Raw genomic sequence first — 11,635 nt, 5'->3', positions numbered from 1 at the left:
GCGCGGCCGTGTCCACCGCCCCTGCCACCGGGGCACCTTGAGTGTTCTCCAGCACGTGTCGTCTCTCCTGCAGTCCGCCCCAGCCCCGCTGGTGCTATCCGAAGTCGTTCCGCATGGCGGCCGCGGCGCCGGTCGGCGCCTCCGGTTCCTGGACCTGTTCGTCCGCCTTCGCTCGATCGGGATCGGTGAAGCTCAGGGTGCGGGCGATCCCGATCAATATGTTCCGGTAGTCGTCGGCGGAGTCGAGATCCGGGGTCACCATCTGGAGCACGACGAGCTCCGCGTTACTGGGCATCGCCACCGCGACGGTGCCCTGCCAGACGTTGCTCGGAAGCGTGTCGTTCAGCTCCGGCTGCTGGGTCGACCGCGGGGCGGGCGCCAGCTTCTCGGCGAGGTAGCCGAGGCCGGACGGAAGCTCCAGCGGCCGCAGCTCCTCGTCCTTGTCGTGCGCGGCGGAGCCCGCGAGCCCGGCGATCACGAGCTTCGCGTTACCCGGCGTCGGCAGGGTCGACACGGTGAACACCGACGTGGTGAAGCCACCGGCGTCGTCGGGGTGCATCCCGAGCGCGCACTCCTGCACCCGGTTGGTGCGCAGCAGCTGCACAACGCCCGAGTAGAGGTCCAGGGCGCGGCCCGCCGCTTCCCGTTCCGGTTCGGGCAGCGCACGCAACTGCTCGACCATCGCCATGAACTGCTCGGCCGGCGGGTCGAGGTCCAGGGACATGTAGCCGACGGGCATGCCGTACCAGAAGGACGGTTTGCTGCGGTCCTTCGGTGGGGCGGTCAGTTCGCTCACGGTCATGCGGTGCCTTCACTCTCGCTGGGGGCGCTCACACCCACGCTCACACCCACCCGAACAATCCGGCGATGCCGTGCGCCGTCGCGGCAGCCTTGGTGCTCTCGGCGGTGTTGTGCTCGGAGCCGTCGTCGTCCACAACGCCGAACTCCTCTGCGGAGGAGATGAGGTTCGCGCCGACGTTAATCATGTTGACCTTCACATCGGCCATGTACATGCCCATGCCCTTGGCGCTCTGGCTGGCGGTCGATAGGGCTTCGGTCGCCTCGTCCGCCGCCGAGCGGCCGATGCCGGAGAGGCCGCTCTTCGTGCCTTCCCAGACCTTCATGGCCATGTTGGCTCCGTCGGCCGCGCCTTCGAAGCCTTCCTTGGCGGCGAGGCCCAGCGCCTTGCCGCCCGGGATCAGGCCGACCACGTCACCGGCGATGGAGGCGATGGCGGCGAACCGGTCCATGCCGCTTCCCTCGCCCTTGAGGTCGCTTATGAACTTCGGGTCACTTAGGTTCTTGCCCAGCGACACCGCACTCGCCGCCATGGCGATCGGCGCCATGATCGGCGTCAGGACCGGAATGAACGCGAGCAGTCCCGCGATCGCCCCGATGGTGCCCGCGTGGTCCGCGAGGAACTTGCCGACCGACCCGAGGATGTCGCCGACGCTCTCCCAGAACCCCTTGTCGGGGGCCTTGTTGGCCTGGGTGCTCAACGCCTTGGCGATGACGTCGGCCTGGTCGGAGTGGGTGGTCTGGAGTTCCTCGATCTTGCGGTTGAGGGACGAGTACGCCTCGTTGGCCTTCGTGAGGGCCGAGCTCGCCTCGTTCAGGTCGCGTTCGGCGGCGCGCATGCGGGCGGTCGCCGCGTCCGCCGCCTCCTGCGAGTCGTAGTGCGGGGCGGTCTTCAGGTCCGGGTTCTTGGCGGCCTGCTCGTACGTGCCCTTCGCCTTCTCGGCCGCGGCCTTCTTCTCGCCGGCGTCGTCGTCGTACTTCTTCGCCAACTCCTTGTTGGACGTCAGATGGCTGTCCCACCGGTGGAGTTGGGTCGCGGCGTCACGCAGCGCCGAACCGGCGTCCTTGAGGTACTTCGACAGGTCGCCTTCGAGGTTCTCGCGGAACGCGTTCGCCGCGTCGCCCTCCCAGTAGCTGGACTCGGCGGTGAGCTTCGTCAGCTGGCGGTGGGTGCTCTCCAGCGCCGTGGCGGCCGCGGAGACCTTCTTCTGCAGCTGGGTGACCTCGTGGGGGACGCCCGGTACGGGGTTGAAGCCGATGTTGTGGTACGGGTTCGCAGCCATTACTTACCGCCTCCGTCACCCGAAGTGCCGCTGTCCGCAATCTTCTTGAGGGCCTTCTCCAAGGCCTCTTCGACCTCTTCGTAGCCCTTCTTGTTGGCCTTCACGCCCTCTTTGATCTCGCCGATCAGTTCCTTGGTCTTGTCGGACCCGTACTTCCATTCCATCTGGAACTTGTCACAGGCTTCGTCGAGCCGAGCGGTGCCGATCTGGTCGCCACGCACGTGGGCGAGGGCGGTACGCGCCTCGTTCAGTTCATCGACGCATCGCTCAAGGTTGTCGAGGAACTGTTTGAGCTGATCGATGTCCGTCTTGAATCCCATGAACCGCTGTGCCCCCGATTCGCCTGTACGTGACAGGCCCAGGAGGACCGACTGCCTCCTGGACCACCCAGGCACGATACATGCGTCATATAAGCGTCCTGACCAGCTACTTGGCCGTAGACGCCGGCCTCGGATCTTGGCACCGGATCAGCACGGGACTGCCACATGATCGGTGCATTCGGCACGGGGCGCGGGCCCGCCGCTAGCGCAACTCCTCGGCCACGGCCTTCACAGCACTCATCGCCCGCCACAGCAGCCCCGGCCCGAACGTGACGCGGGAGACGCCGAGTTGGCCGAGTTCGCGAGGTGAAGGACCGTCCGGATGGGACACCGCGTTGAGCGGGACCGGGATCCGGGAGCACAGCTCGGGCAGGTGCTCAGGCGGGGCCAGGATCGGGTACACGGAGTCCGCCCCCGCCTCGACGTACAGCAGCGCACGCCGCACCGTCTCGTCCAGATCGGGAACACCTCGTACGTACGTGTCCACGCGGGCGTTGACGAACAGCGCGCCGTCCGCCGCCGCGCGGACCTCGGCCAGCCGATCCGCTTGCCGCTCCGGGTCGCCCAGGCCGGACGGGCCGGAGTCCTCCAGGTTGACGCCGACCACCCCGGCGTCGAGGGCGCGGGCCACGAGTTCGCGCGGAGCCAGGCCGTAGCCCGCCTCCAGGTCGGCGGAGACCGGGATGCCGAAGTCGGCCACGGACCGCACGAGGCGGGCCACCGCCGCGAACATCTCGTCGGCCGGGGTCGCCCCGTCCTCGTACCCGAGCGATGCCGCGATGCCCGCGCTCGGCGTCGCGAGCGCCGGGAAGCCGGCCTCGGCGAACGCGCGGGCACTGGCCGCGTCCCAGGGGCCCGGCAGGATCAGCGGGTCGCCGGGCGCCCGGTCCTGGTGCAGTTTCCTGAAGGCGGTCACGTCCATGCCGGGCCTCCGGGCTGTATGCGGCGGGCGACCATCAGACGGTTCCAGGAGTTGATGGTCGTGATCAGGGCGATGAGGTGGGCGAGTCCGTGCTCGTCGAAGTGCGCGGCGGCGTCCGCGTACACCTCGTCCGGCACGAACCCCTCCGTGAGGACCGTGACCGCCTCCGTGAGGGCGAGGGCCGCGCGTTCGCGGTCCGTGTACGTGCCGGTGCTCTCCTCCCAGGCGGACAGCAGGTCGAGCCGGGCCTCCGACTCACCGGCCTTGCGGGCAACCGTCAGATGCATGTCGAGGCAGAACGCGCACCGGTTGAGCTGCGAGGCGCGGATCATCACCAGCTCGGCGAGCACCGGGTCGCCGAGGCCCCGCTTGGCGGCCGCGCTCAGTTGCTGCATCGCCTCGCGGAACTCCGTGGGCAGTTCGAGGGTGCGGGGCTGCGCCGTCACGAGGCGTTGCCCTGCGCGGCGGGCTTGTAGTGCCCCGGCACCATGCGGGTGGACACGCCGAACCGGTTCCAGGCGTTGATCGTCGTGATGGCCGCGATCAGGTGGGCCAGTTCGGCCTCCTCGAACTCCGCCGCCGCCCGCTCGTACACCTCGTCCGGAACGAAGCCCTCGGTCAACACCGTTATCGCCTCGGTCAGTTCGAGGGCCGCGAGCTCCCGGCGCGTGTAGAAGTGCCGTGACTCCTCCCAGGCGCTGAGCTGGATGATCCGCTCCACCGACTCGCCCTGGGCCAGTGCGTCCTTGGTGTGCATGTCCAGGCAGAACGCGCAGTGGTTGAGCTGTGAGGCGCGGATCTTGACCAGCTCGTAGAGCCCCGGGTCAGTGCCCTGACGTGTGGCCTTCTCCAGCTGCAGCATCGCCTTGTAGACCTCGGGCGCGAGCTTGGCCCACTCCATCCGCGGGGTGTGCTCGGGCACGTAGCCGTCGCTGTGTTCGTGTGTCATGCCTCGACCCTAGGAGCCGGGTGACCCACGACTATGGTCCATTTCCATGGCAGAAACCTGGGCCACTTCGCCGGCCGCCGAAGGCCACGGCATCGACCTCCATATCGACCTCCGTGTGTGCGTGGGTGGCTCGGGCGTACGCAAGGGCCTCACCGACGCGCTGCGCGAAGCGGTACGCGGGGGCCGGCTCGCCCCCGGCACCCGGCTGCCGTCCTCCCGCGCCCTCGCCGTCGACCTGGGCATCGCCCGCAACACCGTCGCCGACGCCTACGCCGACCTGGTCGCCGAGGGCTGGCTCACCGCGCGGCAGGGCTCCGGTACCCGGGTCGCCGAGCGCCCCGTGAGCCGGCCCGCCACCGCGCCGCCGCGCCGCACGCCGGGTCCGGCCCGGCACGACCTCACCCCCGGCAGCCCCGACCTGGCGTCGTTCCCGCGCGAGGCGTGGCTCAGGTCGGCCCGCCGGGCACTCGCCGTCGCCCCCAACGAGGCCTTCGGGTACGGCGATCCGCGCGGCCGCGTCGAGCTGCGCACCGCGCTGGCCGACTATCTGGCGCGGGCCCGCGGCGTCTACGCCGACCCGGACCGGATCGTCGTCTGCGCCGGCGTCGCGCACGGCCTGATGCTGCTCGGGAAGGTGCTCGGGCAGGGCGGGGCGCGGTCCGTCGCCGTGGAGTCGTACGGCCTCGACGTGCACCGCGACCTGCTCACCGCCGCGGGCCTCACCCTGCCCCCGCTGCCGTGCGACGCCCGCGGCACCCGCACCGACGCGCTGGCGCGGCTGTGGCCGGGCGCGGTGCTGCTGACGCCCGCGCACCAGTTCCCGCTCGGCATGCCGCTGTCGCCGGAGCGCCGCGCGGAGACGGTCGACTGGGCGCGGTCGAGCGGCGGCCTGATCCTGGAGGACGACTACGACGGCGAGTTCCGCTACGACCGGCAGCCGGTCGGCGCGCTCCAGGGACTCGACCCGGACCGCGTCGTGCACCTCGGCACCGTCAGCAAGTCCCTCGCACCGGCGCTGCGGCTCGGCTGGATGGTGCTGCCCGCCGCGCTCGCCGGGCGGGTCGCCGACGCCAAGGGCGCGTCGGACTGGGCCTGCGGCGTCGTCGACCAGCTGACCTTCGCGGACTTCCTGACCTCGGGGGCGTACGACCGCCATGTCCGTGCCGCCCGGCTTCGCTACCGGCGCCGCCGCGACCAGTTGGTGGCGGCGCTCGCGGCGCGGGTTCCGCGGGTGCGGGTGAGCGGGATCGCGGCGGGCCTGCACGCGGTGCTCGAACTCCCCGCCGGTACCGAGCAGTCGACGATCCGCGCGGCCGCCTGGCACGGCCTGAACGTGCTCGGACTGAGCCGCTTCCGGCACCCGGACGTGCCGGGGGAGGGCCGCGACGCCCTCGTCATCGGCTACGGAACACCACCGGACCACGCCTGGTCGGGGGCGCTGGACACGTTGTGCGATGCGTTGGCCGGGGTGTCGGGTGTGAGCTAGGGCGCGCGATCTTCAGCCTGTCCGGCGCTCTCAGCCTGTCCGGCGCTTGAGGACGAGCCCGCAGGGCGATCGGCGGTGCGGGCGGCCGGGGATGAGATGTGGTCCTCGTCGAGCGCCGCAGGCTCCACCTCCCCGAACCGTGCCAACGCCAGCGACCCCGCCACCGCCACCGCGAACCCGAGGACCGCGAGCCAGCCGAGCCCCTCGCGGGTGCGGTCGCCGAGCCAGACCACGCCGACCAGGGCCGGGCCGACCGTCTCGCCGAGGACCATGCCCGCGGTGGCCGTGGTCACCGAGCCGCGCTGCAGCGCCGAGGTGAGCAGCAGGAACGCGGCGCCGCCGCCGAGCAGTAGCGCGTACGTCGCCGGGTTGGTGAGCAGCGCCTTCGGCTGGAGCGTGTCGATGAGCCGGACGGAGACCTCCACGACGCCGAAGCCGAAGCCCGCGCCGAGGCCGAGCAGCAGCGCCCGCGGCCGTTCCGGCAGCCGCCCGGCGAGTACGCCGACGAGCAGCACGGCCACGGCGGTGCCGAGCATCGCGTACGCGAGGGCCGTCGACCCGGTGCTTTCGCCCTCCGTGCCCGAGGCCAGGCCGAGCATCGCGAGCCCGGCGACGACCACGCCGACCGCGCTCCACTCGACGGTGTTCAGCCGCACGTGCAGGAGTCGCGCGGCGACCACCGCGGTGACGGCGAGGCTGGCGGCGAGGGCGGCCCCGACGGCGTAGATCGGCAGCGAGCGCAACGCGACGATCTGCAGCAGGAATCCGAGCCCGTCGAGGGCGAGACCGACGAGATAGCGCCACTGGCGCAGCGCCCGGAGGAGCAGCCCCGGGTCGACGCCCGCGCCCGTTCCGGGCGTGACGCTGCGGGTCGCGACCGCCTGAAGAACGGAGGCGGTACCGAAACAGAGCGCGGCACCCAGCGCACAAATCATCCCGATCAACACGAACTGACTGTAAATCAGGCGGCCGTAAAGAGATCGAGTTGCGAGGGTACGGGGGCGGTTCTCTACGCTGAGCCGCGTCGAACACCAGAGGCGAACAGCGGGGGAGTGGCCGGATCATGACGACCGGGACAAGCACGGAGACAGCAGCGGAAACGTCCGCCGAGCCGGACAAGCGGCGCATCGGGGCGGGCTCGCGACGGCTGCGCTCCAGCACGGTGATACTCGGCGGCATGGGCCTGCTCGCCGCCGCCCTCAGCGCCTGCGGCTCGGAGCCGGACAAGCGCTGCGTGGACCCCATGAGCCGTAAGCAGCTGCCCAGTTACCAGTGCAAGAGCGGCGGCAGCGGCAGCGGCGGAAGCGGCAGCAGCAGCGGCTCGTACTACTACGGCGGCACCTCCAAGAACGGGCGCGTCGAGGGCGGCAGCTTCGACAAGTCGTCCGTGAGCCGCGGCGGCTTCGGCTGCTCGTCATCGAGCGGCGGCTGAACTGCCGTGGAGCGCCGCACGATCGAGCCCCGCGACGGCTGGCAGGAGACCGTCGAGGAACAGGGCTGCATCTACCCGCTCACCCGCTACCCGGACGACTCGCTGCGCCCGTACTGGGACGAGAGCGGCTACTACGTCTTCTCGCTGCCCGAGGTCGAGGCGCTCGAAGAGGTTGTCGAGGAACTGCACACGATGTGCCTGGCCGCCGCCGCGCACATCGTCGAGCACGACCGCTTCGCCGACCTCGGCATCACCGACCCGCACCTCGCGTCCCTGATCGCCGAGTCGTGGCGACGAAGGGCCGAACTCCCGTCCGTGTACGGCAGGTTCGACCTGCGGTACGACGGTACGGGCCCGGCGAAGATGCTGGAGTACAACGCGGACACGCCCACCTCGCTCGTCGAGGCCGCGAGCCCGCAGTGGTTCTGGATGGAGGAGCGCTTCCCCGGCGCCGACCAGTGGAACTCGCTGCACGAGCGGCTGATCGACGCCTGGAAGAAGCAGGCCGCGCTGCTCCCGCCGGGCAGCCCGCTGTACTTCGCGCACTCCAACGGCGACGAACTCGGCGAGGACCTGATGACGGTCGCGTACCTCCGCGAGACCGCGCAGCAGGCCGGGATCGAGACCGAGGCCATCGCGATGGAGGACATCGGCTGGGACCCGCTCTCCGGCCGGTTCGTGGACGAGAACCTCCGGTTCATCCGCAGCTGCTTCAAGCTCTACCCGTGGGAGTGGCTGGCCACCGACAGCTTCGGCCCGCAGGTCAGGGACACCCTGGACAACGGCGGCGGCACCGGTTCCACCCTGTGGATCGAACCCGCCTGGAAGATGCTGCTCTCCAACAAGGCGCTCCTCGCGATCCTCTGGGAGCTCTACCCGGACCACCCCAACCTGCTCCCCGCCTACCTCGACGGCCCCCGCGAGCTGGCCTCCGAGGGCGGATACGTGGCCAAGCCCCTGCTGGGCCGCGAGGGCGCCGGAGTCACGGTCCACGAGCCGGGCGCCGACCCGGTGGTCCATGAAGAACCGCACTGCTACCAGGAGTTGGCGCCCCTGCCCGACTTCGACGGCAACCGTGTGGTGCTCGGGGCGTGGGTCGTCGAGGACGAGGCGGCGGGTCTTGGTATCCGGGAGTCGTCGGGCCTTATCACCGACGAGTACGCACGGTTCCTCCCGCACGTGATCCTTTGAGTCCGGCCGTCAAATTCAGCCCGTCCTGGGGGCACCTCCCGGCGATAGCTGGGGGAGTTTGAGGACGAGCCCGAAGGGCGATCGAGGGTGCCGCGGCCGACGGCACCCTCGACGCGTGCCTAGCTGGACAGAGTCGACCTCAACTGGTCCAACCCCCAGTCAAGGTCCTCCTTGGAGATCACCAACGGCGGAGCGATCCGAATAGTCGACCCATGGGTGTCCTTCACCAGCACCCCCCGCTCCATCAACTTCTCAGAGATCTCGCGCCCCGTCCCGTACGACGGATCGATGTCGACGCCGGCCCACAACCCACGCCCCCGCACCGCCCGCACCGCCCCGCCGGGCAGCAGGTTCAGCTCGCGGTGCAGGTGTTCGCCCAACTCCGTGGCCCGTTCCTGGAATTCGCCGGTACGCAGCATCGCGATCACTTCGAGGGCGACCGCGCAGGCCAGCGGGTTGCCGCCGAAGGTGGAGCCGTGCTCGCCGGGCCGGAACACGCCGAGCACCTCGGCCGAGGAGACCACCGCCGACACCGGCACGACCCCGCCGCCGAGCGCCTTGCCGAGCACGTACATGTCCGGCACGACGCCCTCGTGCTCGCACGCGAAGGTCCTGCCCGTACGGCCGAGCCCGGACTGGATCTCGTCCGCGATGAAAAGCACGTTCCGCTCCCGGGTCAGCTCGCGCACGCCCGCGAGGTAGCCGGGCGGCGGTACGAGCACACCGGCCTCGCCCTGGATCGGTTCGAGCAGCACCGCCACGGTGTTCTCGGTGACCGCCGCCCGCAGCGACGTCAGATCGCCGTACGGCACGATCTCGAAGCCCGGCGTGTACGGGCCGAAGTCGGCGCGGGCCTCGTGGTCGGTGGAGAAGCTGACGATCGTCGTCGTACGCCCGTGGAAGTTGTCACCCGCGACCACGATCTTGGCGCGGCCGTCCGGTACGCCCTTGACCGTGTACCCCCACTTCCTGGCGGTCTTCACGGCCGTCTCGACGGCCTCCGCGCCGGTGTTCATGGGCAGCACCATGTCCATGTCGCACAGCTCGGCGAGCTGGGTGCAGAAGTCCGCGAACCGGTCGTGGTGGAAGGCCCGCGAGGTCAGCGTGACCCGCTCCAGCTGGGCCCGTGCAGCGTCGAGCAGGCGGCGGTTGCCGTGCCCGAAGTTGAGCGCCGAGTACCCGGCGAGCATGTCGAGGTAGCGGCGGCCCTCGACGTCCGTCATCCAGGCACCCTCGGCCGTGGCGACGACCACGGGGAGCGGGTGGTAGTTGTGCGCGCTGTGGGCCTCGGCCGACGCGATGGCCTGTTCCGTACGGGACACGGGATCTCCGTTCGTCGTGGAGCGTGCGGGCGGGATGTCGCCCCCATGCCTATCGTCGCTCGCATGCCGGACGAGGAAACCTCGCCGGTCACACACGCCGGTAAGGTGAGCAGCGGGCCGTGACTGGCGCGCTGAGATGGGGTCAACCATCGGGGAGCGGCTCGTGAACTGTGTGCCGTGCGCCTGGGCCGTACCGATCTAGACCGCTGAAAGCGTCCGGAGGTCCCCCATGTCCGATGCACCCGTGTCCGATGCACCCGCCACTCCGCCGAATCTCTCCACGGAGTCGACCGCCTTCCGCAGCGCCCTCGAAGTGATCCGCGGCGTCGAGCCCCGCGTCGCCGACGCGATCGGCCAGGAGCTCGCCGACCAGCGCGAGATGCTCAAGCTGATCGCCTCCGAGAACTACGCGTCCCCGGCCACGCTGCTCACCATGGGCAACTGGCTGAGCGACAAGTACGCCGAGGGCACCGTCGGCCGCCGTTTCTACGCCGGCTGTCGCAACGTCGACACCGTCGAGGCCCTCGCCGCCGAGCACGCCCGCGAACTCTTCGGCGCCCGGCACGCGTACGCCCAGCCGCACTCCGGTATCGACGCCAACCTGGTCGCGTTCTGGGCGGTACTCGCCGACCGCGTCGAGGCTCCTGCCCTGGCCGCGGCCGGTGTCCGCAACGTCAACGACCTCTCCGACGCCGACTGGGCCGAGCTGCGCCAGGCCTTCGGCAACCAGCGGATGCTCGGCATGTCCCTGGACGCGGGCGGCCACCTCACGCACGGCTTCCGCCCCAACATCTCCGGCAAGATGTTCGACCAGCGTTCCTACGGCACGGACCCCGCCACCGGCCTCATCGACTACGAGGCGCTGCGCGCCCAGGCCCGCGAGTTCAAGCCGCTGATCATCGTCGCCGGGTACTCGGCGTACCCGCGCCTGGTCAACTTCCGGGTCATGCGGGAGATCGCCGACGAGGTCGGCGCGACGCTGATGGTCGACATGGCGCACTTCGCGGGCCTCGTCGCGGGCAAGGTCCTCACCGGCGACTTCGACCCCGTACCGCACGCGCAGATCGTCACGACCACCACGCACAAGTCGCTGCGCGGCCCGCGCGGCGGCATGGTGCTGTGCGACGACAGCCTCAAGGACCAGGTCGACCGGGGCTGCCCGATGGTCCTCGGTGGCCCGCTGCCGCACGTCATGGCCGCCAAGGCGGTCGCACTCGCGGAGGCCCGCCGCCCCGACTTCCAGGACTACGCGCAGCGCGTCGTCGACAACTCCCGCGCCCTCGCCGAGGGCCTGATGCGCCGCGGCGCCACCCTCGTCACGGGCGGCACGGACAACCACCTGAACCTGATCGACGTGGCGTCCTCGTACGGCCTGACCGGCCGCCAGGCGGAGTCCGCGCTGCTCGACTCCGGCGTGGTCACCAACCGCAACGCGATCCCGGCCGACCCGAACGGCGCCTGGTACACCTCGGGCATCCGCATCGGCACCCCGGCGCTGACGACGCGGGGCCTCGGCACTGGCGAGATGGACGAGATCGCGGGCCTCATCGACACGGTCCTCACGGCGACGGAGCCGGGCACGACGAGCAAGGGCGCGGTGTCCAAGGCGCAGCACGTCCTTGAGGAGAAGGTCTCGGACGAGGTGTCCCGGCGGGCCTCCGACCTGCTGACCGGGTTCCCGCTGTACCCGGGCATCGACCTGAGCTAGTCCTCGCCGGACGGGCCTCCTCAAACGCCGGAGGGGCTGATTTTCAGCCCCTCTGGCGTTTGAGGAGCGGGGGTCCGGGGGCGGAGCCCCCGTGGCTGTCCGCAGGACTTTCGGGAAGGGGCGGGGAGGGGAAAAAACAAGCCGGGCCCGGACAACCCAAGCTGTCCGAACCCGGCCGTACGCGTACGCACGCGCTACCCGAGAGCCACCCTCACTCCCCGATC

The 11,635-nt window shown here is 70.6% G+C and carries 12 protein-coding genes and 1 riboswitch; of the genes, 4 read left to right on the top strand and 8 right to left on the bottom strand.

The genetic code is table 11. The annotated features are described in order from the left end of the window. Positions 1-94: 94 nt before the first annotated feature. From GUY60_RS25725 to GUY60_RS25700, 6 genes are all read right to left on the bottom strand, one after another. On the bottom strand, positions 95-802 hold the full coding sequence (locus tag GUY60_RS25725) for a hypothetical protein (RefSeq protein ID WP_161701883.1): 708 nt from the start codon (positions 800-802) through the stop codon (positions 95-97). Positions 803-842: 40 nt separating this feature from the next. Next, positions 843-2,081, bottom strand: coding sequence for a WXG100 family type VII secretion target (locus GUY60_RS25720; RefSeq protein WP_246235658.1), 1,239 nt, complete (start codon positions 2,079-2,081; stop codon positions 843-845). Beyond that, a complete protein-coding gene (locus tag GUY60_RS25715) occupies positions 2,081-2,401 on the bottom strand; it encodes a hypothetical protein (protein WP_161701881.1) in 321 nt (106 codons plus the stop codon). Before GUY60_RS25715 ends, GUY60_RS25720 begins: the two co-directional genes overlap by 1 nt. Positions 2,402-2,603: 202 nt before the next feature. Continuing rightward, positions 2,604-3,323, bottom strand: a complete 720-nt coding sequence (locus GUY60_RS25710) for an isocitrate lyase/PEP mutase family protein (protein WP_161701879.1) — start codon at positions 3,321-3,323, stop codon at positions 2,604-2,606. Then, the gene (locus tag GUY60_RS25705; RefSeq protein ID WP_376771323.1) at positions 3,314-3,769 is read right to left on the bottom strand and encodes a carboxymuconolactone decarboxylase family protein; all 456 of its coding nucleotides are present in this window, start codon (positions 3,767-3,769) and stop codon (positions 3,314-3,316) included. Before GUY60_RS25705 ends, GUY60_RS25710 begins: the two co-directional genes overlap by 10 nt. Then, positions 3,766-4,272: a carboxymuconolactone decarboxylase family protein gene (locus tag GUY60_RS25700; protein ID WP_161701877.1), complete on the bottom strand. Its 507-nt coding sequence runs from the start codon at positions 4,270-4,272 to the stop codon at positions 3,766-3,768. Before GUY60_RS25700 ends, GUY60_RS25705 begins: the two co-directional genes overlap by 4 nt. A gap of 46 nt (positions 4,273-4,318) precedes the next feature. Between GUY60_RS25700 and pdxR the strand changes: the two genes are divergently transcribed. Then, the gene (gene pdxR, locus GUY60_RS25695; RefSeq protein ID WP_161701875.1) at positions 4,319-5,758 is read left to right on the top strand and encodes a MocR-like pyridoxine biosynthesis transcription factor PdxR; all 1,440 of its coding nucleotides are present in this window, start codon (positions 4,319-4,321) and stop codon (positions 5,756-5,758) included. Here pdxR and GUY60_RS25690 read toward each other — a convergent pair. Continuing rightward, the gene (locus GUY60_RS25690) at positions 5,755-6,693 is read right to left on the bottom strand and encodes a DMT family transporter (protein ID WP_161701887.1); all 939 of its coding nucleotides are present in this window, start codon (positions 6,691-6,693) and stop codon (positions 5,755-5,757) included. The two genes, pdxR and GUY60_RS25690, sit on opposite strands and share 4 nt — an antisense overlap. Positions 6,694-6,935: 242 nt before the next feature. Between GUY60_RS25690 and GUY60_RS25685 the strand changes: the two genes are divergently transcribed. Together GUY60_RS25685 and GUY60_RS25680 are read left to right on the top strand one after the other, a co-directional pair. Further along, positions 6,936-7,190 carry a hypothetical protein gene (locus tag GUY60_RS25685; protein WP_161701885.1) on the top strand — a complete coding sequence of 85 codons (255 nt, stop codon included), beginning with the start codon at positions 6,936-6,938 and terminating at the stop codon, positions 7,188-7,190. A gap of 6 nt (positions 7,191-7,196) precedes the next feature. Beyond that, the gene (locus GUY60_RS25680) at positions 7,197-8,381 is read left to right on the top strand and encodes a glutathionylspermidine synthase family protein (RefSeq protein WP_161701873.1); all 1,185 of its coding nucleotides are present in this window, start codon (positions 7,197-7,199) and stop codon (positions 8,379-8,381) included. 119 nt (positions 8,382-8,500) lie between these two features. Here the strand turns inward: GUY60_RS25680 and rocD are convergent, their stop codons facing one another. Beyond that, positions 8,501-9,703, bottom strand: coding sequence for an ornithine--oxo-acid transaminase (gene rocD, locus GUY60_RS25675; protein WP_161701871.1), 1,203 nt, complete (start codon positions 9,701-9,703; stop codon positions 8,501-8,503). 109 nt (positions 9,704-9,812) lie between these two features. Beyond that, positions 9,813-9,899: riboswitch (ZMP/ZTP riboswitch) on the top strand. Positions 9,900-9,947: 48 nt separating this feature from the next. Here rocD and GUY60_RS25670 point away from each other — a divergent pair. Next, positions 9,948-11,411, top strand: a complete 1,464-nt coding sequence (locus GUY60_RS25670) for a glycine hydroxymethyltransferase (protein WP_312866420.1) — start codon at positions 9,948-9,950, stop codon at positions 11,409-11,411. Positions 11,412-11,635 lie beyond the last annotated feature (224 nt).

Origin of the sequence: Streptomyces boluensis (genome assembly GCF_009908195.1) — a bacterium.
In the GTDB taxonomy this organism is placed as follows: domain Bacteria; phylum Actinomycetota; class Actinomycetes; order Streptomycetales; family Streptomycetaceae; genus Streptomyces; species Streptomyces boluensis.
Note: the sequence above shows the minus strand (reverse complement) of the source record. Positions and strands in the feature narration are given on the sequence as shown.

What these genes read in the sequence shown, in the direction of transcription:
- GUY60_RS25725 (WP_161701883.1), bottom strand. Translation starts at nt 802, where the DNA reads ATGACCGTGAGCGAACTGACCGCCCCACCGAAGGACCGCAGCAAACCG.
- GUY60_RS25720 (WP_246235658.1), bottom strand. Translation starts at nt 2,081, where the DNA reads ATGGCTGCGAACCCGTACCACAACATCGGCTTCAACCCCGTACCGGGC.
- GUY60_RS25715 (WP_161701881.1), bottom strand. Translation starts at nt 2,401, where the DNA reads ATGGGATTCAAGACGGACATCGATCAGCTCAAACAGTTCCTCGACAAC.
- GUY60_RS25710 (WP_161701879.1), bottom strand. Translation starts at nt 3,323, where the DNA reads ATGGACGTGACCGCCTTCAGGAAACTGCACCAGGACCGGGCGCCCGGC.
- GUY60_RS25700 (WP_161701877.1), bottom strand. Translation starts at nt 4,272, where the DNA reads ATGACACACGAACACAGCGACGGCTACGTGCCCGAGCACACCCCGCGG.
- pdxR (WP_161701875.1), top strand. Translation starts at nt 4,319, where the DNA reads ATGGCAGAAACCTGGGCCACTTCGCCGGCCGCCGAAGGCCACGGCATC.
- GUY60_RS25690 (WP_161701887.1), bottom strand. Translation starts at nt 6,693, where the DNA reads ATGATTTGTGCGCTGGGTGCCGCGCTCTGTTTCGGTACCGCCTCCGTT.
- GUY60_RS25685 (WP_161701885.1), top strand. Translation starts at nt 6,936, where the DNA reads ATGGGCCTGCTCGCCGCCGCCCTCAGCGCCTGCGGCTCGGAGCCGGAC.